Genomic DNA, 23,874 nt, shown 5'->3' with positions numbered 1-23,874 from the left:
AACAATGCCGCCGTATACGGATGCAGTGGCTGTGCAAACAAGTCATCCGTTCGTGCAATCTCCACCATTTTCCCCAAGTACATCACGCCTACCCGATCAGAAATATGGCGTACCACATTCAGGCCATGCGCGATAAATAGATAGGTCAGCCCCATCTCTTTTTGTAATTTCATCATCAGGTTCAAAACCTGTGACTGTACGGACACATCCAGCGCAGAAACAGCTTCATCCGCCACAATAAACCGTGGCGAGAGTGCAATCGACCGCGCAATACCGATCCGTTGCCGCTGTCCGCCGGAAAACTCATGCGGATACCGATTTCGCCTCGAAGGATCGAGTCCCACCAGACTCATCAGCTCGACTACCCGCTCATCCATTTCCTTTGCAGATGCACGTAGATGAACCCGTAACGGCTCTCCAATAATATCGCTTACCAAAAATCGTGGATTCAATGAACCAAACGGGTCTTGAAAGATAATCTGCATATCCCGTCTCAGCTTCAAATTCTCTTGTCTATTCACCTGATGGATATTGGTTCCGTCAAACAGCACTTCTCCGCTCGTCGCCCCTTGCAAATTCAGTACAACACGCCCCAGCGTCGACTTCCCGCAACCAGATTCTCCTACGAGCCCGAATGTCTCCCCTGGCCGAATTCCGAAAGATACATCATCTACGGCCTTTACTTGACCGATGACACGGCTCAACAAGCCAGCCTTAATCGGAAAATACTTTTTGATTTGTTTTGCTTCGATCAAATATTCCTGGTTCATTGGCGGTTCACCTCTGCTTTGCTTCCAGCGACTGAATTGGCACGCTGATTTATTCTGAATTGATTGCTGACATCTTCATTCAACCAGCAAGCCACTTGTTGTCCCATAACAACCTCGCGCAAAATAGGTTCCTCTTTTCGGCATTTGTCAATCGCATGCGGACAACGCGGGTGAAAACGGCAGCCCGTCGGCAATTGGGTAATGCTCGGGATGGTGCCTTGGATGGTGTACAATTCTCCGCCGCGCTCCCCTTCAAATCCGGGAATGGACTGCAGCAAGCCAATTGTGTAAGGATGCCGGGGCTCGTCAAATATCCGTTCGACCGTTCCTTCCTCCACAATCGTTCCTGCATACATCACCGCGATACGATCCGCCATCTCCGCTGCTACTCCCATGTCATGGGTGATCAGCAAAATCGACATACCCAATTCCTTTTGCAGCCGTCTGAGCAACTCCAAAATTTGCGCCTGAACCGTAACATCAAGAGCAGTAGTTGGCTCGTCTGCTATCAGCATTTCCGGGTTGCAAGCTAAGGCCATCGCGATGACAACACGCTGGCACATCCCTCCAGACATTTCGTGCGGGTACTGTTTCACTCGTACTTCCGGTGCCGGGATCCCAACCAGACGAAGCATCTCGATCGCTTTTTTGAAAGCATCTCCCTGGCTCATATTTTGATGCAGCATCAAGCTCTCCGCAATTTGGTCGCCTACCGTAAATACCGGATTGAGAGCCGACATCGGGTCTTGGAAGATCATCGCGATTTTGTTTCCGCGAACGTGCATCATTTCATCCAAGTCTTTTGCCGCCAGATCCTGACCGTGAAACATGACGTTCCCACTCTGAATAAATCCGCCCGCATAATCAATCAGTCGCATGACTGCAAGTGACGTCACACTCTTCCCGCTGCCGGATTCCCCTACCAAGCACACCGTCTGTCCTTTGCCAACGTTGATACTCACTCGATCCGTGGCCTTGACCGTGCCGTCATCCGTAAAGAAGCAAGTGGTCAAATTTTTTATTTCGAGGATGTTGCGTTCCACTTGTTCAGCCTCCTTTTCGGGTTCTTCTTTTTCTTCCGTGGGTCGAATGCATCACGGATACCGTCTCCGACGAAGTTTACCGCTAGCACCACGAGCAAAATACAAAGACCAGGATAAAGTGCTTGCAAAGGGTCGACCAGCATGAATTCCTGTGCCTTACTCAGCATTAATCCCCAGCTTGTTTCAGGTGGTTGAATCCCCAAGCCTAAATAAGAGAGACCTGACTCTGATAGAATGGCCGAACCAACCATGAGAGTCGCGTACACAATAATCGGAGCCATTGCATTGCGTATCAGGTGACGCGTAATAATGCCCCAGTGCGAAACGCCGATCGCTCTCGCCGCTTCCACATACTGCATTTCCCGTAGCTGTAAGAACTGCCCGCGCACCAGACGTGCGACACTTGTCCAGCTCGTCAGCGACAAAATCAGGATCATGTAGACAAATTCCGCTCCGAAGAGCGCCAGAACCAGAATGTTAAAGAACAGACTCGGAATGGAGTTCATCACGTCCACGAGACGCATGAAGCAGGTATCAACCCAGCCGCCAAAGTAACCAGAAATCGCTCCAATTAGCGTCCCGATGACGACCGCAGCAAAAGCAACGCTGAAGCCGACCAGCATAGACACCCGACTGCTATGAATGAGGCGGGACAAGATATCACGACCGAGCTCGTCTGTTCCGAGCATATGTCCTTCTGTTCCAGGAGGCAGGTTGGTAATCATAAAATCAACCTTTGCCGGATCATGCGGTGCAACCCAATCGGCAAACACAGCGATCCCAATAAAAAGTAGGAGCACGATCAAGCCACCAACGGCATACGGATTGCGCATGAATTTTTTGCCTGCGGTTTTCCATAGCCCAGGAGGCTTTTCGCCAACAGGATTTGTCGGAAGCTGTCCACTCGGTCGATTCGTTTCAACAACAGTGTCATCTTGAAGCTGTACTTGACTCATGCTGCCCTGCCTCCTTTGCGTCCAAGCTGCACTCGTGGATCAACCAGTGCGTAGATTAAATCGGCTAGCAGGTTTCCGATAATCACCATCAGTGAAATCAGCAACGTGATCGACATCAACACAGAATACTCACGTGCTACAGCCATTTCCACAAACAGACGCCCCATGCCTGGCCAGTTAAATACACTCTCTGTCAATGCTGCACCTGCTACCAGCGTCGGCAAATCCAATCCGATGATCGTTACGACAGGGATCAATGCGTTCCGCAGAGCATGGCGGAAAATCACGCGTCTTTCCTTCATCCCTTTGGCACGTGCCGTCCGAATATAGTCCTGCTCCAAAACCTCCAGCATACTGGCACGCGTATATTTGACATAGGCTGCAATGTTCACCAACGTTAACACCGTAACAGGTAGAATCAAGTGCAAAATGAGGTCGCTTACTTGTCCCTCTTTCCCCATCGTGTACATGTCGGATAATGGGAGGAGATTCAACTGCATCGCAAAATACTGCTGTAGCATAATCCCAAACCAGAAGGTCGGCATCGCGAATCCGAGATAGGCAACGATGGAGGCGATCTGGTCAGACAGACCGTATTGCTTTGTGCTGTTGTAGATCCCCCACGGAATAGCGATCAGCATGGAAAGCCCCCACGCTACAGACATGAGCACAAACGTATTCCAGACCGTCGGCCACAAAATATCACCAACAGGAACGTTATTTTTAAAGGTATGGCCCAAATCTCCTTGCAGTAAATTACCGACCCATTTCATGTATTGAATATAGACTGGCTGATCCAACCCCATATTTTTCATCTGGATGAGTTGTGCTTCTGGGGACATTCCCGGTGCGAGCATGACTTTTAGCGGTCCTCCGGGTGCTGCATGCATAAGTCCGAACGAAACCACTGTGATCAAAAATAAGACAAGCACAGCTTGTAGTACGCGGCGTACCAAATATTCAGTCAATCCAGCATCCTCCTTTCGTTTGAAAGGGGAAGGGACATAAGGCTGCCCTCCCCCTTTTCCTATTGCTAACCGCTACTAGCTAAGCTTATTTTTTTGTATCATCGATCCACCAGTTCAGGAAACCAAAAGTCTCCCCGTAAGGAATCATAGATACCGGCTTGAACTCATCTTTGTACTTCACGCGTGAAGTCATGCCTCGTGGCGTTCCATACTGATACATGAATACGTATGGCAGGTTCGTCGAGATTTCTTTTCCGACTTCTTTATAGATCGCTGCGCGTTCCTCTTGTTTTACCGTAGATACAGCTTTTTCCCAGAGCGCATCCAGCTTCGGATTGTCGTACCAGCCAGCGTTGTTGCCAGGCGGGAATGCCTTTTTCCCGAAAGTAGAAATGCCATCCGGATCTGGATCAGACAATTGCCATCCGAGTAACAGAACCTGGAATTTACCAGGGTTGGCATACTGATCGACAAGGGCCGAGAAGTCTAATGCTTTTGGCTTCGCTTCAATTCCGATCTCTTTCAGGTTTTGCTGAATAACGACTGCTGCCTGTTCACGACGGCTGTTCCCCGAGTTGAAAATGAATTCAAAGGAGAAACGATTGCCGTCTTTGGCAAGAATTCCATCTGCCCCGGCTACCCATCCGTCTTCTTTCAGCAATTGTTTTGCTTTCTCTGCACTATATTCGTAATGGACTGCTGCATCGCCCGGGTCTGCCCATGTACCTGGCAGGAACGGTGCATCCATAATTTTTCCGGTTCCTTTCAAGATATTGTCGATAATACCTTGACGATTGATTGCGTGAGCGATGGCCTGACGCGTTTTTTGACCTTCAAACAACCCGTAATTGTTCGGGAAGTTCTTCTTGTCAAAGTTGAAAGCAAAGTATTCATAGCTAGGGCCTGGCTCCGTCGAAATGTTGATGCTTCCTTTCGCCTTCACCGCTTCGAGCTGCGTGACAGGAATGGAACCTACAAAATCAACGTCGCCTTTCATCAGAGCCTGTACTTGTGTGTTTTGATCCGCATAGATTTTGTACACAACCTTTTGGATATGCGGCTTCTTTTCACCCCAGTAATCTGGGTTAGCATCTAGCACATGGAATTCCTTTTGTTTCCACTCTGACCATTTGTACGGTCCGGAAGTTGGTGTCTTGGCTGGATCTTTTCCGTAAGCATGTGCTTGCAATTCTTTAAACGGTACGTCTTTCAACACGTGGGCTGGTGCCAACTTTTGCATTAATCCAAAAGCAAACGGAGCGTACAATTGAGTCAATTTGATTTCTACGGTGTAATCATCCAGTTTTTTCATCTCTTTAACTTTGTCGTATTTCGTAATTTCTGGTGATCCAGTCTCAGGAGTTTTGATGGCATTAATGGTGTAAATCAAGTCGTCAGCCGTGATTGGCGTTCCATCGGACCATTTCGCATTATTCTTCATCTTGATTGTATAGGTGAGGCCATCTTCGCTTATTTTCGGTAACTCAGCTGCAAGAGACCAAGGGTAAACTGCTAAATCAAAAGACGGGTTCCGATTGTACAAATACGCCTGTGTGTACTCCATCACGTCGCCGGATGCTGTGTCGTTTCCAAAAATCGGATTGATCGTGACGATGTCAGACGTCGTAGAATGCGTAAACGTTCCACCGTCTATTGGTTTCTCATCATCCGTACTGGTCGCCTGAGGAGCAACCTGCTCCACCGGTTTTTTTGTTGGTGCTGGTGTTGCAGTTCCTGGCGAAGCATTGTTCCCGCTTGAGCAACCGACCAACAGCGCGCCGGTTAAAGAGAGCAACGCCAACGGCTTCAACCAACCTTTCCCTTTTTTCAAATCATTTCCCCCTCTTTCACATGTTTTCAAGCCTTTCCCATAATGGGTAATACATCCCAAGGCCTGTCTTATTCATATTAAATAATTTTCTGTTATTTGAAAATATTTTCCCTTTAAAATATTTAAAAAAATCAGATGATTTTATATTCTTTTATAAACCTTAATAATAAATCCCCCTTCTTATGAAGGGGGCATGTCTGCTCTACACAGTTTGGAACTGCAACAGTTCACGTACAATGCTTAGCGCCTTGTCGATATCCGCTGTCTCAATACCGGAATGAGTCACCGCTCGTATTCTGCCGTGACCGAGCTCAGCTACGCGCAGCCCATGGGCTTGCGCTGCTTCTATGAAGGTCTGCCACGTATGGACTGGGTGTTCAATCCGGAAGAACACAATATTGGTCTCTACATCCTCCACATGAGTCACGATTCCTGGAATCTCCGAAAGACCCCGTGCCAAGCGAAGAGCATTTGCGTGGTCGACTGCCAATCGATCCGTCATTTGCTGCAAGGCAACCAGGCCTGGCGCTGCAATAATTCCTGCCTGGCGCATACCACCACCCAGCATTTTGCGAAGACGATACACTTTCTGAATAAAGTCTTCTGATCCGACGACAAGGGAACCAATCGGTGCTGACAACCCTTTCGACAGACATATTTGCACGGAATCCGCATAACGCGCAATCTCAGCCACATCCACGTCAAGAGCAACTGCCGCATTGAACAAACGTGCACCATCCATATGAACAGGTACAGCCTTTTCATTTGCAAATGCGCGAACCTCTTCCAAATAAGACAGCGGTAGGACACGTCCCCCCATCCGGTTATGCGGGTTTTCCAAGCAGATCAGGGAAGGCAATGCGAATTGTGGATCTTCTGGCTCCAACGGAAATACCCGCTCCATATCAGCAATGTCCAACCTTCCATCTGGCTGCGTCGGAATCGGTTCGTACATAATGCCGCCACATACAGCCGCTCCACCCGCTTCATAGATGTAAATGTCGGTCTCATTGCCTACAATGACTTTGGAACCTCGAGGACAATGCGCCATTAAGGATGCCAGATTAGCCATCGTTCCACTCGGCATGAGAATGGCTGCCTCTTTGCCCAGCTTCTGGGCCGCTTCTTGCTCCAATTGGCGAACCGTAGGATCTTCCCCATACACATCGTCACCGAGTACCGCCTCTTGAATTGCATCCATCATCTGACTTGTCGGCAAAGTGAATGTATCGCTTCTCAATTCGATCAACGGTTTCATACCCCACTCTCCAATTGCTGACCTACTTGTACTTTCAGGCTGTCTTTCACCTGCTGGATCAGCTCAGCGGTCTCGCTGTAATGCTTGCCTTCCACGATGACATAGCCGAGACGATGCGAGAAATTTTGCGGAGGCTGGACGCTTTGACCGATTTTTGCATGAACGGCCACTTCAGCTATCCCTGGCAGGTTGCGAACGGTATCCATTCCATGCATCCCACTAAATGTTCCCTGACTCTCAGACACGAGAAAATGAATGCCTGCATAGCATTGCTCTTCGATGGTTTGAGACAATTCTGGCGCAAGTCCAGCCGCACACCGAATCTGTTGCAAAAGCAGATCAATCCCTGTTGACCGGCGAACCAGCTCTGGAATCATTCCACCCGCAAGCCTTGCGTTGACTTCAATGACAACACAACCTGCTGATGTCCACTTCACTTCTGTATGGGCAGCACCGAACTGGTAGTTCACCGCCGCTAACGCCCTTTCCACTGTTCGCTCGATCTCCTGTTTCTCTTCTGTCGACAGCGGTGCAGGGAAAATATGCCCTGCTTCCACGAAAAATGGATATCCTGTTAACCGTTTCTGGGTAATGCCGATGACAAAGCATTGCCCTTGCCACGAGAACGTCTCCACGCTAAATTCAGGGCCCTCGACATACTGCTCGAGAAGAACTGTCCGAGCTGTTTCCTGGCCGCGCGCATTGTGCTTGATCGCAAGGATTTCCGCTGCCATATGCTCCACTTCATCCCAGCTAAAGCACAGCCGCACGTTATTCGACCCACTATCGTCAGCGGGCTTTACCACGCAGGGCAGAGAAATGGAAGACCGCGCTTCGATTAACGCCTCCAGAGAGCCTATTGCCACAAATTCAGGCTGAGTCACTTGATGAACCTGAAGCCTCTCGCGAAATATCGCTTTATTACGGCAAGCCTCAATCGCCTCCAGAGAATTGCCAGTCCAACCGAATTTCCGGGCCAACTTGGCTACCGATTCGAGATAATAGTCGCTTGTCGACATGATTCCGGCTATCTCTCTGCCTTCCTTAATCACTTGTGCTACACTGTCAGTCAGCTCTGCTTGTGACTTCGTATCTGTCACGACTACGTGACATTCCAACTCATTCAAACCGTGGTAACGTTCGGGCTTCTCTGTGAAAAATACGGGCGTAAACCCCAATTCGCGCGCCTTTTTAATAGCGAGCAAACCTGTCCCCGTCGTATTTGCTTCAACGAACAGAAAGTGTTTGTTCATTCGGATACATCCCCATCAATTTGGAATAGGACCAGCTAGTCACGACTGTCTTTGGTTCCACACATTGTGGCGTGTCGCGCAGGTTCGTTTGCATCAGACCCTTGCTCTCTCGGTAGGAGTGGCTATAGATCGTATCGACATAACGATCCCCTCGATCCGGCAATATGGCCACGATATTGCACTCACTCCCGACTTGGCTCGCTAACCAGTTGGCTACGGCGTACACGGAACCCGAGCTGTTGCCAGCAAAAATATGCTCATTTCGGGCCAATCGTAGCGTAGCCGCAAATGCCTCAGCATCGTTCAACCAATGCACTTCATCGATCATGGAAAAATCTACATTCTTGGCGATCAAACTGTTTCCCAAGCCACCTTGTAGACGCGTAGGCTGATCGGGCTGTCCGAATATCACACTCCCCGCTGCATCAACCGCCACGACGCGAAGATCCTTATAATGACGTTTCAGTTCTCTGGCGGTCCCGGACAAGGAACCCCCACTGCCGACTGCACCAACAAGCACGTCAATTCGTTCGAGGTCTTGCATCAACTCGGATGCCAGCGCAGCATATGCACGCGGATTTTCCGGATTATCGTATTGTCGAGGCCAGAACGCTCCTGGATACTCCTTCATTAATTCTTGGAGTCTTTCCAGTCTGGCGCTTTGCCACCCTTGTTTGCCCATCTGTGAAACCACGTGAACATGGCAGCCAAGCGAGGTCAACTTGGCATAGGTAATCGGGTCAATTCTCGGATCAGTCACGATGTGTACGTCGTGCCCCAACTGGCGCCCAACCAAGGCCAAGCCGCAAGCCAACGTTCCTGACGAGCTCTCGATAATCGGCATGCCCTCCTGAAGTTCTCCTGACTGTATCGCTGCCAAGACCGATTGCTTGGCTACACGATCCTTCATACCGAACGGATTCATTAACTCGAGCTTTGCAAATACGGAACCCACTGCCTTTTCATCAAGTCTCAGCTTGACCAGAGGGGTATCCCCGATTGTATCTGCCAACTGTTCATAGCGCATCTACGCTCACGTCCTTCCCTTGCTTGCCAGAAAGAATCCTCTTCATTACCCTCTCCCGCCTTTCTTCGATCGCCTGCAATTGCTCTTGTCGATCTTGCCACTCCCGCTGTAGCTTCTCTGCATGCTCCCTCTGTGCTGTCAGCATCTGCTGTACTTCCTCGGGGTTCGTGGAGCCCGTTGATTTCTTCGCGTACAAGCCCCCCTGCACATCGAAGGAAGCAGCGAGGAGCGCAGCCGTATCCGGTACTTGAAAGCCTGCTTCCGCGCAAACTTCATAGAGTAGCCGTGGATCTCCCGGCTCCGGCGATACACCGTCTTCCAGCGCGCTAACGATGTATCTGCCTGCGATTACCTGGGCTGTACGATACGGAATCTCATGCTCCAACGTCAGCAAATTCGCAAGAGTAAATCCTCCAAAGAAGTCCCGTTTACATATATGGAGCAAACGATCCTCATTGAATTGCAAATGATCGATAACCGCTTTTAACAGACGCAGCAACGTTTTGGTTTGTTGAAACAACGTCAGAAGATGAGTACCTGCCTCTTTGGACGTCTCTACCAAATTCGTGAAGGCTGTATTGCGCTGACCTAGCACCATATCCATATAAAATCCGGATAGATGCGCACTCTTCCCCCGGATACGCTCCAGGATCGGGAAGTTTCTTTTCTGTGGCATGGCAGAAGATATTCCGGATAGCTCATCCGGCAATTGGAGGAAGTTCATTTCACTGCTGCCCCATTGAATCAAATCCGTTGTAAATCGGGAGACCAATACCGAGAAGTTGGACAGCTCTCCTGCCATTCTCAAAACCCACTCCCGAGACGCGACTGCCGACAACGCACTCATTCGAGGCTGTCGGAACCCAAGCAGCTTGGACAACCGTTGACGGTCCCACGGCAGTTCTACCCCAGCCATGGCCCCTGCCCCAAGCGGGCACTGATTCATGTCGTCATAGATTTGTATCCATCGATTCATGGCTTGCAAAAATTCACCGTTCATAGAGGAAAGATAGAACCCAGGGGTAATAATTTGTGCGGATTGATAGTGAGTATATCCTGGCATGGGGACAGAACGATATTGAACAGCCAGTGTATGCATCGATTGAATAAGCTGCCCCAATTCCCCCATCGTCTCCAGCCATTGCGCACGACCAAACATCACTTGGGCGCACGCTTGGACATCATTGCGGCTGCGATCCATATGCCAACACGGTACCGGCCTCGGGAGCAAACCTTCAATATAACGCTCGAGGGCAAAAGAGATATCAGACATGTTCCGTCCAGGGTCAGGAGCTATTGTTTCTGGTGTAGCCCCCTGGAGTGCCTTTGCGATTAGCAAAGCATCTTGTCGTGTAATCAAGCCCATTCTGACATATTCCAAAAGCATGGCGAATTCAATCTGAATATACCCAGGCAACAAATGATCGACTTCATATTTGAACTGTGGTTCCAATACTTCATCATGCAAGAGGCGGCTTGGTGTCGAAGCAATTCTGCCCGTTAAATTTACACTCATGCAAAAAATACACCTCGCTTCCGACTGAGTAACGATCCAACCAGGAGTTGCACTAAAGAGAGATACCCCCTGATTTCTGTTCCGCATAATCGTAGTGATGTTCTTTTTTCATTCTCAAGTGTGGATTCATCAACATGAGAACCACAATGAGAAGTCCCGCTCCGCCAATGATTCCAAATATCGTAAATATGGAAACAAGACCTGTAGTCAGACCTACCAGGAAGACGGAGACTGGCATGGCGCACTGAACTATTACACTGATCAAGCTCGATGCTCTTCCCAAAACTTCTTTAGGCACCATCAAGGTGATCAACGTACTCATTTTGATATTGACGAATGCCGATCCTATCCCATTCACGAATACACATATGACTTGCCAAACAAGTGGAATGCCAAACGCAAACATTCCGATTCCGATACTGAACAGACTAATGCCACAGCAAATGTAAATAATCGCATCATATCGATTCAAATAATTAATACATAGAGACCCAAGCAAAATCCCGATAAAAAAGCTGATCTCGAGCATGGCCAATTCGGTAACATTGGTAACGACCAGTGGCAGCAAGATCGCTTCTGGAGCCGTCAAAAAATTGAGGATGGTAAAATAAATCATGCAGTTTCGCAAAAAATCATGCTTCGTAATCGCATGGATTCCATCCTTCAAATCCGTCATGATCATCCTTGCTGTAAACTCACTGACAGTAGATAGGACAAGCTCCTTCTCGTTTATCCATAAAATAATCAGTGCACCTAACAAATAGGTGACGACATTCAAAATAAAAGCATATTCCATTCCAAACGCGATCAACCCCGCTGCCAATGCCGGAGCCGCCAAGCTGACAATCGTTTGAATCATCTGCGATAAACTTTGGGCTTGTGTCATATGTTGTTCGGGAACCAGTGTCCGTATCGCTACCGTGAGTGCTGGCCTGAAGAAGGCACTGACTGTAGTCAGCAAAACGGCAATGATGATCAGTGCAGCAGGATGCAGCATGTTAAACAAGAACAACAGGACGATGCATAAAATGAGCGCAGCTCTCAATAAATGCGAAACGACCATGATCCTCTTTTTATTTCCTCGATCAACAAAAACGCCCGCGAACAATCCGAATATGATCAATGGAATGGTCTCCGCTGCCAATAAAATCGACATTAACAAAGGACTTTCCGTCAAAACCTTCATTAGCCAAATAAGCGCTAATCGATACACTCCATCTCCCATATTCGAGACAAATTGCGAAAAAATTAAATAGCGATAACTTTTCAAGCTCAGCAACGCCCGAAAAGATACCTTTTCATTAACGCTTACTGGCTGTTCCATCTCGATAATCCACTCCCAATACGAACGAAATCAATTTTTTGGGGAAGATGACTTCCGAGCATGCCAGAAGCCATCTCTTGGATCTGCTCCTCTACGTGTGGTACACATGCACTTCTTTATTCAATTCACTTAACCATCTATACCCCAGTTCCAGCTTTTGATAGAAGTCAGGCTCTTCTTTCAACAATAAAATACCGAGGCTGGTCCCACTATGTGCCACAACAGTACCTAACCCTCCAATTTTCTCGTTGATCTCCATGACTTCCGGCAATAATTTTTTGGGCAGAATTTTTTGATTCAAGATCGCACTTCGGGAAGACACGGCACCTATCGTGTGGACATCTCTTTCTCTGATCGCTTTCGTGATTTTTTGCAACAACAAGCTGTACTCCATCTTTTCTTCTTGGGTATAGGGCTTTGTTCGCTTATTAAACTCAACGGTATCGATGGTTCCTCCCTCATCAATACTTAAAATGCATAATGCTGGCAGTTCCCCGATGTATTCTCGCAATCTGACTTCTTTATGGTAGTAAGAAACAGAACCCTCATACATAACGCCATCCGTCGGCTCAATACTCGACAAAAACCACTCTAGTAAGGAAGGCTCAATGTTTATATGGAAACAATCCCCAACCGCTCTGGAGGCAGCCACCAAATCTGCTGATGAGCTTGCCAAGCCTTTCCCAACCGGAAGCTCAGAGTTGATCTCTAAAATTCCACCTGGCGGCAATCCATAGTGCTGAATGATTTTTTCGACCAACCTTTTTGATTTTTGCTTGGAGCGTGGCACGATGACGATCTCCTGTAGGGTTGGAATCGAATAAAAAGTAGCGTAAGATGCATTTTTGATAGGCAAGGTCACCAGAAAATCCAGATTATTTTCCTCTAGAATCCCCTGCAGAAGTTCCCCAAAAGTACCAACAGATACACCGATTCCTACGTCATTCGTATTAGGAAAACGACTAATGGAACTAGTCTTTATCATGCTCATAGTGGCCCCCCGTTTACACGAATATGATTTGGTGCTGATTCCCCTATACAGCTTGACTACAGGGAAGCACATGATTTACATGATGATCGCTTCCGCAGGACGATAGCACTTCATGAAGTAATCGAAAAATTCAATTTTGTTGAATTGACTTTTGTTTGTACTAACAAAGACCCCCGTTTGTTTTTCTGGCAGGAACCACATAAATGAGTTAAAGCCGATGACCTCTCCTGCCTTCGCCAAAACATTCTCATGTACGTATTCTGGGTGGAATTTTACCGTAAATCCATACCCTGTATATGTTCCTTTTGGATAAGGGACTGATTTACTGGAGAACATCTTGTCTATCGAATCCGCTTCTAAAATTGTTTTTTTGCTATCAACGCCTCCACTTAAGAGAGCCAGCATGAATGTTGCGATATCGTGCCCCGTGGAGAGCATGCTGCCGTCTGGTGAGATTGCAGGGCTGAAATCGTACTTTTGCACGGCCTGATTTTCCAGATCATAGCCTGTGGCCATTTTCGCCTCTAATTCTGGTTGTAGTAGAAAACTGCTGTTTGTCATTTTGAGAGGCGCAAAGAAATGCTCACTTGCATAGCGATCAAAGGAAACGCCCGTAACTCTTTCCACAAGATAACCCGCAAGCATAAAAGCAAAATTCTCATTCCCATATTGTTCGCCAGGTTTGTAAATCACGGTTGGCATATAGCGATGAATATACTCCTGTAACGTTAGGGAGTCACGCCCGCCAAAATTATAGCTTTGATCATTTCCCGCGTCTGGCGAGTCAAACCCTGTTGTGTAGCTGAGTAAATGTTCTACCGTTAGTGGTCCTTCAACACTTCTCGGTATTTCAATATCGAGGTATTGCTGAACATCCTCGTTCCATCCAATCAGACCTTGCTCCACGAGCTTCATAATGGCAGAGACCGTTACGAGTTTGGAAATCGAACCTACCTTGACTATCGTTTCATCTGCACTCATAGGCACTTTCTCTGATAGATTGGCGTAACCGTAAGCTTTCTTTACTTTCACTTCACCGTGTTGGACTACCACCGCAATTGCGCCAGGAATATCATTCATCGTAGAAGCGTCGAAAAATCCGTCTACCACTGCCTCGAAATCTACCCATTCTCCAGCGATTTCGTGGTCAGGACTGTTGCGCGATTTCATCATGCAGTGTTGGATGACTTCCCTTAGACTATCCTGGAGGCATGCAGTAAGTCGTTCGATGGTTTCTGTTCTATACTGTGCCTCGCTGTAAGCGACCATAAAGTGAAAGCTTCCATTCAACACTACGCACTCAATATCAATCTTGCATTCTCGGGTCTGCTCCAGACTCATTGATTCTCCGCCTGAGAATGCGGACAATTGAATGTCGTCATCCTTTTCTTTTCGATCCATATCAAATTGTCCCAAATAATTAAAACTGACCTCTGGCTGTACATTCATGGTGGTGTTTGGCGATTTTGCAGACAAATATTTCAATACACCGTAGTGAATCCCTTTATGCGGTATTCGTCGTACATCTTTTTTGATTTTAGGAATGATAGCTGACGGATTCATTTCGTTCCCGACGTCTACCATTACTGGATATTCACTCGTGAACCATCCCACTGTGCGGTTAATATTCAGATCTGGTAGAATCGATTCCCTGCCATGCCCTTCCATATTCAAGGTGACGCGATCGATATTTGCCCATTTTTTGAAGGCCATTCCAATAGCAGCCAACAATAGTTCATCGATTTCCGTCTGATAGGCACGATTGGCTTGTTTTAGCAATTCCTCGGTTTGTTCCTGATCCATCGTGACCGTTTTCGTCCTGGTTGTTTTCCGAAGCGGTTTTTGCTCATCGTAATCCGTTGGCAACGTTTGCGTGTCCCTCTCCTCGATTCGATTCCAATATTCACGCTCTTGTTCGAGTCTTTCGCTATTGGCATACTCGTTCAATTGTTGCGCCCATAATTGGAAAGAATCACTTTTTAAAGGCAAACGAATCTCTTCGTTACGGAGGAGCTGCCCATAAGCTGTTTTGAAATCATCGATTAAAATGCGCCATGATACCCCATCTACGACTAAATGGTGAACAGCAATAAGCAAGTGATCGCCATCCGAGCATTGGAGTAACCCCAGCCTCATTAATGGGCCATCAAAAATGTTTAGCCTCGATTGAATTTCACTGCATTTCAAGTCCATCGCTTGTTCGATCTCAGACCCATTCTTGTTTTGATAGTCCCAAATCTCCAGACGATACATGTCGCTAGTGTTGACGCCTCGATTATAGGCTTCATAGCCGATATTGGTCTCGCGGAAAATCATTCGCAGCGCATCATGGTGCTGTACGAGCTTATCGATGACTTTACGAACCATCCCCTCGTCAAACCGCTCTTTGCGGTACAACACAAAAGATTGGTTATAGTGATGGAGATGCTGACTATGTTCCTGAATCAACCAATGCTGAATCGGGGTCAGCGGTGCAACGCCTTCAATATCCTTCTGATCAATTTTCCTATTCATCGGTTTCAGTTTTGTACTCAGTTCTGCGATCGTTGGATATTTGAAAAGATCCCGAATTTCCATCTTGTATCCCAAAGCTGCTAATTGTGATGATACTTGAATGGATTTGATAGAGTCGCCACCAAGTTCAAAGAAATGATCCAAAGTCCCAATCTTTTTTTCATGCAAAACATCTTGCCACACAGTCACCAATATCTTCTCGGTGTCCGTTTTCGGCTCCACATATTCCATTTCACTCTGCAAGACGATGTTGATATCCACTAGCGCTTTTCGATCAATCTTTCCATTCGGCGTTACTGGTATTTCATCGAGCTGAACAAAATGGGATGGGACCATAAATGCTGGTAACGATTTTCGCAACGACTCTCTCAATACGTTCGATTCCACAGCATTTGCAGCTACATAGAATGCAACCAGCCTTTTTTGACCGGATTCATCCGCTCTTGCGATAACGACCGCGTCGCGAATATCGCCCACTTTTCGTAATTCCGCTTCGATTTCTTCCAATTCGATACGATTCCCACGTATTTTCACCTGATTATCCAATCGCCTTAAAAATTCAATATCTCCGCTGGGGAGCCAACGTGCCATATCCCCTGTCTTATACATGTTTTCGCCGATACAAAACGGATTAGGAACGAATTTTTCATTCGTCAAATCTGGCCGTTTGAAATATCCTTTTCCTACTCCGAGGCCTCCAATATACAGTTCTCCTGGGACACCCACAGGCTGCACATGGAGATTGGCGTCCAGAATGTACATCTTCACCCCTGGCAAAGGCTTGCCAATCGGCAAAAATTTGTAATCTTGCTGTTTATCTCTTTCATAATAGGAGGAATCAACGGTTGCCTCCGTCACTCCATAGCTGTTTAAGATTCTCATTGAGCTTCCGTATCGATCGACAAGCTTGTGAAAGGCATGTAACGGGCATTGATCCGAGCCAAGAATCAATATTTTCAAGAAGTCTATGTTGAGCCCATTTTCATAGAGATAGTCCATGAAAGGAAGCACCAGGACGGGAGTCGATTCAAACAGATTAATCTCATGCTTGTCCATCAGGTGGTATAGGCGCTCCAAATCCACTCTCGCATCTTTTGGACAAATAACCAGTTTCCCACCGTATAACAGACATCTAATATAATCCCCAGTAAACACATCAAAAGAAAAACTTGCCCATTGCAAACTCCTGACGGGGAATTCATCCAGCTTGTATTCTTGTTTCCATGCCTGCGCAAGCGAATGAAGCTGTCGGTGTTCAATCATGACTCCCTTTGGCGTTCCCGTAGTGCCTGATGTATAAATCACATAAGCAAGTTGATCAAACTGAACAGGTAACCCCAAATTCGTGTTCTCCTGATGATAGGACTCAACATCATCAAGCATGATCATTTTTTTGTTAGCATTCACTTTATTGCGTACCGACTGATGCAACAACAAAACTTCTGCTCCCGAATGTTCCAGCATGTACCCTATGCGCTCTTCTGGATAATCAGGGTCAATAGGGACGTAGGCTCCACCCGCTTTCACAATCGCCAATACGCCAACAATCATCTCTATGGACCGTTCTGCGATGATCCCTACCAATTGATTTGCACGGACGCCCTCAGCTACCAATGTACGCGCCAACTGATTCACCCGTTTATTCAGTTCTGAATAAGACAGTTCTTGCTCTTCAAAAGCGAGAGCAATTCGATCCGGGGTTCTCTCCGTTTGCTCCTCGAATAGCTCAATGATTGTTTTATACTCATCCCCATTGGTAAAAGAAACTTCCTTATAGGCAGAGATCATTGCCTGTTTTTCTTCCACTGACAATAGTTCAATATGTTTGAAATGAATATCTGGTTGATTGGCTACCTGTTCGATAATGTTGCCCAAATATCTGAGCATCCGTTGAACCGTTTCTGGCTTAAATAAATCCGTGCGATATTCGACAGTTAAACTCGCTCCATTTTCTAAATCCATGCATACGAGCGATAAATCAAAATTCGTCATGGAATTATAGGATTCAACAGCTGTCATTTCCAAGCCGTTTATTTTATTTTCCTCTTCCGTTTTTTCAATATATTGGAACATGAAAGAAAAAATAGGATTGCGGCTTACATCTCTTTCCGGGTTAATTTTCTCTACCAATTTATCGAATGGATACTCATGATGCATGTAAGACTCTAGTGCTTGCTGGCGCCAAACGTGCAACGCCTCGATGAAGGTATGCTCCTGATTGATTTTCAGTCTCAAAGGGAGTGTGTTAATAAAAAATCCAATGACCTGTTCAATATCCATGTGATTCCGGCCAGCCTCCGGAGTTCCGATGATGATATCTTGTTGATTGGTCAGCTTGGACAGCCAAATGCCTATCGTTGATAAAATCACCATAAACATGGATGCATCATGCTGTTGCGCAATCTCTCTCATGCGGCTAAACGTTTTTTCCGAAATCGGATATGATTCCATTGCCGAAAAATACGTTTGTACAGGCTGGCGCTGGAAATCTGTCGGCAAGTCCAGCACGGGAATCTCTTTTTCGAATGTCTTCAGCCAATACGCTTCTGATTCACCAAGCTCTCCATGATGAATCGAATGATTTTGCCAGACTGCGTAATCTTTGTACTGGATGCTCAATTCCGGCAATACTGGCTCTATCCCTTGATGCAAGGATTCGTAGATGGTGCCCAAATCCTTCATCAATATCCCCCATGACCATTGATCACTGATCATGTGATGCATGTTCATTAACAATACGTATTTTTCTTCCGCAGCCTTGCATAACTTCACACGAAACAATGTATCCCTGTCAAAATCAAAGCTAGTTTCCGTCTCTTTTTGGATAATCAGATCAATCGTTTCTTGCTTCGACGCTTCTGACTCCTTGGAAAGATCGACAAATGCATAGGTGAAGTCATTGCTCGGCAGCACCTGTTGAACGGGGCGTCCGTCTCTTAACAAAAATTTTGTTCGCAACACTTCATGTCTTTTCACCAGCAACCCGAATGCCTGATGCAGAATACGCTCATTCAACGGACCCGTGATATGGTAGATCGTCGGCATATTATAAGCGGTGTTCTCAGGCTCTAGCTGCTGAATGAAAAACAATCTCCTCTGCGCATGTGACACCGGGTAATACGCTTGCTCTGTTGCCCTTGGAATCGATGATCGATCATGTTGTGTATGGAGCTCTCCTGTGGACAGCGCTTCCTCGGTATGAAACAGGGAGGATAACGCCCGAATGGTTCGATTCTCGAATAAGTCCTTGATGGTAACTTCTATGCCCATCTCTCTTTTCATGCGCAAGCGAACCTGAATGGTTTTCATGGAGTGCCCGCCAAGCTGGAAAAAGTCATCGTCGATCCCAATGTCCTCTATGTTTAGCACGGTACGCCAGATAGCTGCCAAGCTTCGTTCCAGATCATTGCGCGGAGCGACGAATGCTTCTGGCTTCTTTTGAATCACGTCTGTCTCTGGCAATGCTTTTTTGTCTACTTTTCCGTTGCGATTCAGTGGCATTGCATCCAGAATGACGATTCGCTCCGGAATCATATACTCCGGCAGGATCGTTCTGAGATAGGCTTGAAGCTCAGGTTCACTCTGCTGTTCATGCATGACCACATAGCATATGATTCGATTCTGCCCATTTTCATCTTCTCGTGCAATCGCTACACACTGTCTCACCAGCGTGTGACGTAAAAGGGCATTTTCTATCTCGCCGAGCTCTATACGATGTCCGCGTACTTTTACCTGAAAATCAGCACGCGTAACAAATATGAGTCTCCCATTTGGCAAATAACGTCCCAAATCTCCTGTTTTATACAACCGCACTGTTCTACCCTGCAAAAATGGATTTTCTGAATAGGCTAGCTCTGTGCGTTCAGCATCATGGAGATACCCGCGCCCTACTCCAGTGCCAGAAATGTAGATTTCCCCGACACAACCAACCGGAACGGGACGCATCCATTTGTCCAGTACATAGTGCTTCATATTGGCGATCGAGCTTCCCAAGGCCACATAAGGATAATCATCATGCGCATACGAACGATCGATGATTTCATGCATCGTATCATCTGAGCACTCCGTAGCTCCATACGTGTTCACTACGATCACATCGGGATACAGGTCTTGCCACTTTTTGCACAGTGTTACTGGCAATCCCTCTCCGGTAGAAATCATGTATTGCAATTGAGGCAAAGCATGCTGTTCCGGTGGAAGAGTCAGTGCAGCATTGTGCAAAGCTTCTATCATCGCAGGTACCATCTGAAGCACGGTGACACCGTCTCGATTCAAGGCTTGGAGCAATGCATCCGGATCAGTAGCCGTCTCGTTGTCGTAAATCACAAGCTTCCCCCCTGCCATCAAGGGAGCCAGGAATTGCCACACCGATATATCAAAGCAATGGGAAGCATTCTGGACGACAATGCTGTCTTCATTCAGTCCAAGGACATCCATTTTGGCGTAAAGATGATTCAGCATGCCGCTATGCTCGATCATTGCCCCTTTTGGCATACCAGTGGAGCCTGAGGTAAAAAAGACGTTTGCCAAATCATCATGTGCTTGGATGATCTCTGGATTCGATGTATCCAATGCTTGCAAAGAAGAAATGTCCGGGCTTGACCCGTCCCCTTTATTCAGGCAAAACACGACTGGCTTGTGTTCCAATCTGTCTGCCAAGATCATGCTGCGCGCTTGGAAACGCGCCTCGGTCAGTAAGACCTTCGCCTTGCTGTTATCCAGAATCGTCAGGAGACGTTGATCGGGATGGGCTGTATCAAGCGGAACATAAGCCCCTCCTGCTTTCAGCACAGCCAGAATGCCAATCAGCATGTCGATGCTTCTCTCTGCAAATAGGCAAGCAAGATCATTTTGGCCAAATCCTTGTCTTCGGAGCCAATGCGCCAATCGGTTCGAATCCTCATTCAATTCCCCGTAGGTGATGGATTGCTTCCGATCGATAGCAGCAATAGCGTCAGGATTGTGCCTGACCTGCTCTTCTATGATTTGCTGGGCAAATTGCTCCATGCTGCGATTCGACTTCGCAAAATTCCCCATCACCTTTGTCATGATCTGTTGTTCTTCATCCGTTACGATGTTCAGATCACTGATGTTCCTGTCTGCCTCTGAGCAAATCTGCTCGAGCATATGAATGTAATGGGACTGGAGACGTTCCAGATCGCCCTTGGAGGACGCATTCTCATGGAACAATTGAATCTTCATGAGCTGCCCAACCGTTACGACTATCTCCACTGTGTGGAGGCCGCCGCGATAAAGCATGGCAGATTCCTGATGATCTTCTGCACCATTCCGTATCGTCAGTGTCGTTCCAAATATAGGATCAGCTTCTCGGACACCTGCATAGTTACGGACCATATCTAGTGTGGCCATTTCATGTTGCTGCAGTTGTTCCCAGCTTTCCTGAACTTCCTTTACGACATCACCCACTTTTTGATTCGCATGCACTGTCAGGAAGACAGGTAAGCTGTGAGCCAATGGCCCAATAATGGTATTCGCCTCTTTCCATGTTTCGGGTCTGCCAGAGACGGTAACACCAATGACCAGCTTGTCCTCGCCACTGTACATATTCTCCAGCAAGAACCAAGCAGCCTGAAAGATTGCCTCTATGGATACACGTTGCTCGAATGCCATCCTTTTGATGGACGTGGTTAACACTTCGGTAAGAACAGCGTTGCAACTGAGCGGATGACTTGCTTCCTTCTGTGCCCCCTGTACCGGATAAAACACAGACTCGCTTTCATAGCCTTGGAATTGATCTGTCCAAAAGCTTTTGACTCTGGAGCCATCTTGGCTTGACTCCCAAGCAACGTACTCTTTGAATGAGGCCCGCTGGTCAACAGATGGTTGCGTACCCCGTACCCGTTTCAGCCATTCCGCTACAAGAAACTCGCGACTGGCATCGTCCATACATAATGCATGATGGGTCCAGATGAGGACGGATTGATTGGCGTCCATCTGCAAAATCGATACCCGGATTAATGGCCCCTCCTCATACAGAATGGGCTCCTGATGGGATGTAAGCGTAGAGAGATACACTTGCTCTTGCTGTTCAGGAGATAATTCCCGTACATCGTGCCAGTCGATGGGAATGGGTAGCTCCTTCAATACGACTTGTACATGTTTATTTTTGAGCTGGCGGAAAACCGTTCGCATCACTGGCGTCTGGCTGACCAATTCCTTCCACGTTTCTTGAACGCGTTCCAGTTCGAGTCGCTGCTCGATGAGATAGCGCATCGTTGTCATCTTGTCAGGGCGTAATAATTGCTTTTGCACCATGGAAAGCTCTATGACTTCTAGTACGTTCTCTTTTGTTAAATGCTTCAAGCCAGTGCACCCCTTTCGCTACAGAAATAATTGTTCAAAATCATCACTGGTCAGAAATTGGCTGTTCAGATGACTGACTATCTCGCGGATTCTTTGATGGGGCTCGGCTGTCACACTTTCCAACAAGTATTCATATTGGGTGCAGATCCGTTGCACCGTCTCCCTCTTGAATACATTCGCATGATAGGTAATGGCGCCATTTATGTGGTCGTTAGATTCATGGATGCGGAATTGAAAATCAATCGTGGAGGGATCGTTCTCACTCATTTCAAATAAGAGTTGAGGCTCGTGAGGTTTAGGAAAGGACACTTGATGATAATGGGCTTCTTTTAACTTGCTTTGTACTTGCAAAACCAAATCGCCAAGTAGCGGATTGCCTGACAGATCAGCTCGTAAAAGCAAGGCGCTTGGGACATCCTCGCTCTCGTCCCACCCCGCACGAAATGCCAAAGCCAAATCCTCCTTCTCGGTTTCTGCATACAAAAGTACGAGAAATGCGGTCATGAATATCACATAGGAAGAGGTATCCCATACTTCAACTAGTTGAGATATCCCATTCTCCTGCAAGCATGCCCATTCAAACGTCTCTTGCTCGAACTTTATTGAGTCGGTAGAGGGCGGGATGTCGTCCTCCGGCAATATCTTGAGGGAAGGCAAATTGGCAAGGCTTTTCATCCAATCGTTGGGCTTGTCTGCATGTGCAGGGATGCTTTCACAATCATTTTTCAAAAGATAAAGACTGGTGCGTTCAAAGTCGGCAACCCATTTCGCAATGGTTTCTTCATCCAAAATATCCGAATTGTATTCGAAGCCTGCCAATATGTCATGATGGCTGTCCTTTTCAACGACCAAACATAAATCATACTGGGATACATCTTTGCCAATCGGATAGGTGCTTACGGTAAGACCATTGCTATCAAAAGTATTTTGCGCATTGCCTAGCATAATGGCTGCATCTTGCTTAATCGCTTTTTGATGGACGAAAGCCGTTGAAAAAAAGGAAGCATATTTTTTATCGCGGTCATATTGCAATTCAGCTGCAATCAAAGAGATTGGATAGTTTTGATACTGTGAACATAAAGACAATTCTTCATGAATCTGCTTTGCTAACTCACGTAGCGAGCTGTTTTTTGGAATTTTGATTCGCAGGGGAAGCATCACCATACACGGTCCCATGATCGTATGAAACTCTCTTTTTGGCCTGCCGTATCTCGGTACGCCAACAATGATGTCGTCTTGCCCAGCTATCCGATAAAGAAAAGCACTAAAAAGGGATAAATAAATGACATCCGTAGGATATTTGTTTTGTTTATGATACGCAATCAACTCATCCCGGAGTTCGCGGGTAAACGTAAAGAATGATATCCCCCCTTTAAACGAAGGGGTACTCGGACGTTTTTTATCTACCGGTACTTCTAACCTCTCAAGAGTTCCGCCCAATTTCTTTTTCCAAAAAGCTCTCGCAGCTTCGCCTTCTTGGCTGGCTATGTAATTCTGTTCCCACTCCACAAAGTCTGCGTACTGGTGTATTTGAGGTTGCAACTCGTGATCATTGCCGGTTATCAGTAGCTGGTAGATCATCGTAAATTCATCGAGCGTGAGCGAGACACTCCACCCATCAAAGCAGATATGGTGATACTTGAAACTTAAAATACTGCCACTATCTTTATAATCCAGCAATCTGCAACTGAATAACGGCCCCTCTTCCAGCGTAAAAGGCTTGCTGAACTCTTGATTGAAATATTCTCTAATCATCGTGTCGTCCCAGGTAGCGGAAGACACATGTTCAAAATCCACTACGGGCTCGCTATATACTTTTTGGATGGGCTCGTCTTCCAAAACAAATATGGATCGATAGATTTCGTGGCGTTTCACAATCTCGTAAAGAGCACGGATCGTAACCGATACATCCAATCTACTTTCGAATTGGAACAAATACTGCTCCTGATAATATGGACTCATTGGATAAACCAAATAGTGTAGATAGTAATCTTTTTGAGCCTCAGACAGAGGGATGGTTTTGACAAAAGTTTTATCCATCATTCGTAGTCTCCCCGATACGCAACTGCGTAATGGTTGGGCATGCGGCTCTCACCAGC

General features: G+C 46.8%; 13 protein-coding genes. All 13 read right to left on the bottom strand.

Annotated features, from left to right (window positions below; all coding sequences use genetic code 11):
• On the bottom strand, positions 1–770 hold a 770-nt coding region (locus tag PMI05_RS27140; RefSeq protein WP_007728866.1), incomplete at its 3' end, for an ABC transporter ATP-binding protein.
• Entirely contained in the window at positions 767–1,813 is a 1,047-nt protein-coding gene (locus tag PMI05_RS27135) for an ABC transporter ATP-binding protein (RefSeq protein WP_007728865.1), read from the bottom strand. The genes PMI05_RS27140 and PMI05_RS27135, both read right to left, overlap by 4 nt.
• Positions 1,789–2,769 (bottom strand): ABC transporter permease, encoded by a 981-nt coding sequence (locus tag PMI05_RS27130; protein WP_007728864.1) that lies wholly within the window; start codon positions 2,767–2,769, stop codon positions 1,789–1,791. The genes PMI05_RS27135 and PMI05_RS27130 overlap by 25 nt, the downstream gene beginning before the upstream one ends.
• Positions 2,766–3,737, bottom strand: a complete 972-nt coding sequence (locus tag PMI05_RS27125; protein ID WP_007728862.1) for an ABC transporter permease — start codon at positions 3,735–3,737, stop codon at positions 2,766–2,768. Before PMI05_RS27125 ends, PMI05_RS27130 begins: the two co-directional genes overlap by 4 nt.
• Positions 3,738–3,822: 85 nt before the next feature.
• Entirely contained in the window at positions 3,823–5,568 is a 1,746-nt protein-coding gene (locus PMI05_RS27120; protein WP_007728860.1) for a peptide-binding protein, read from the bottom strand.
• Positions 5,569–5,770: 202 nt separating this feature from the next.
• Positions 5,771–6,826, bottom strand: a complete 1,056-nt coding sequence (ltaE, locus tag PMI05_RS27115; RefSeq protein WP_007728858.1) for a low-specificity L-threonine aldolase — start codon at positions 6,824–6,826, stop codon at positions 5,771–5,773.
• Positions 6,823–8,079, bottom strand: coding sequence for an ATP-grasp domain-containing protein (locus tag PMI05_RS27110; RefSeq protein WP_007728856.1), 1,257 nt, complete (start codon positions 8,077–8,079; stop codon positions 6,823–6,825). The genes ltaE and PMI05_RS27110 overlap by 4 nt, the downstream gene beginning before the upstream one ends.
• On the bottom strand, positions 8,054–9,106 hold the full coding sequence (locus PMI05_RS27105; RefSeq protein WP_007728854.1) for a PLP-dependent cysteine synthase family protein: 1,053 nt from the start codon (positions 9,104–9,106) through the stop codon (positions 8,054–8,056). Before PMI05_RS27105 ends, PMI05_RS27110 begins: the two co-directional genes overlap by 26 nt.
• Entirely contained in the window at positions 9,096–10,622 is a 1,527-nt protein-coding gene (locus PMI05_RS27100; RefSeq protein WP_007728851.1) for an argininosuccinate lyase, read from the bottom strand. Before PMI05_RS27100 ends, PMI05_RS27105 begins: the two co-directional genes overlap by 11 nt.
• Before the next feature lie 52 nt (positions 10,623–10,674).
• On the bottom strand, positions 10,675–11,946 hold the full coding sequence (locus PMI05_RS27095) for an MFS transporter (RefSeq protein ID WP_007728849.1): 1,272 nt from the start codon (positions 11,944–11,946) through the stop codon (positions 10,675–10,677).
• A 91-nt stretch (positions 11,947–12,037) separates the two neighbouring features.
• Positions 12,038–12,937, bottom strand: coding sequence for a kinase (locus PMI05_RS27090; protein ID WP_007728847.1), 900 nt, complete (start codon positions 12,935–12,937; stop codon positions 12,038–12,040).
• A gap of 75 nt (positions 12,938–13,012) precedes the next feature.
• Positions 13,013–21,775 carry a non-ribosomal peptide synthetase gene (locus PMI05_RS27085; protein ID WP_039961485.1) on the bottom strand — a complete coding sequence of 2,921 codons (8,763 nt, stop codon included), beginning with the start codon at positions 21,773–21,775 and terminating at the stop codon, positions 13,013–13,015.
• 18 nt (positions 21,776–21,793) lie between these two features.
• Positions 21,794–23,818, bottom strand: coding sequence for a condensation domain-containing protein (locus PMI05_RS27080; RefSeq protein WP_039961483.1), 2,025 nt, complete (start codon positions 23,816–23,818; stop codon positions 21,794–21,796).
• Positions 23,819–23,874 lie beyond the last annotated feature (56 nt).

The organism is Brevibacillus sp. BC25 (assembly GCF_000282075.1).
Lineage (GTDB): Bacteria > Bacillota > Bacilli > Brevibacillales > Brevibacillaceae > Brevibacillus.
The sequence above is the reverse complement of the archived record's forward strand: the minus strand, read 5'-3'. Positions and strand labels throughout refer to the sequence as shown.

What these genes read in the sequence shown, in the direction of transcription:
- PMI05_RS27130 (WP_007728864.1), bottom strand. Translation starts at nt 2,769, where the DNA reads ATGAGTCAAGTACAGCTTCAAGATGACACTGTTGTTGAAACGAATCGA.
- ltaE (WP_007728858.1), bottom strand. Translation starts at nt 6,826, where the DNA reads ATGAAACCGTTGATCGAATTGAGAAGCGATACATTCACTTTGCCGACA.
- PMI05_RS27110 (WP_007728856.1), bottom strand. Translation starts at nt 8,079, where the DNA reads ATGAACAAACACTTTCTGTTCGTTGAAGCAAATACGACGGGGACAGGT.
- PMI05_RS27105 (WP_007728854.1), bottom strand. Translation starts at nt 9,106, where the DNA reads ATGCGCTATGAACAGTTGGCAGATACAATCGGGGATACCCCTCTGGTC.
- PMI05_RS27100 (WP_007728851.1), bottom strand. Translation starts at nt 10,622, where the DNA reads ATGAGTGTAAATTTAACGGGCAGAATTGCTTCGACACCAAGCCGCCTC.
- PMI05_RS27095 (WP_007728849.1), bottom strand. Translation starts at nt 11,946, where the DNA reads ATGGAACAGCCAGTAAGCGTTAATGAAAAGGTATCTTTTCGGGCGTTG.
- PMI05_RS27090 (WP_007728847.1), bottom strand. Translation starts at nt 12,937, where the DNA reads ATGAGCATGATAAAGACTAGTTCCATTAGTCGTTTTCCTAATACGAAT.
- PMI05_RS27080 (WP_039961483.1), bottom strand. Translation starts at nt 23,818, where the DNA reads ATGATGGATAAAACTTTTGTCAAAACCATCCCTCTGTCTGAGGCTCAA.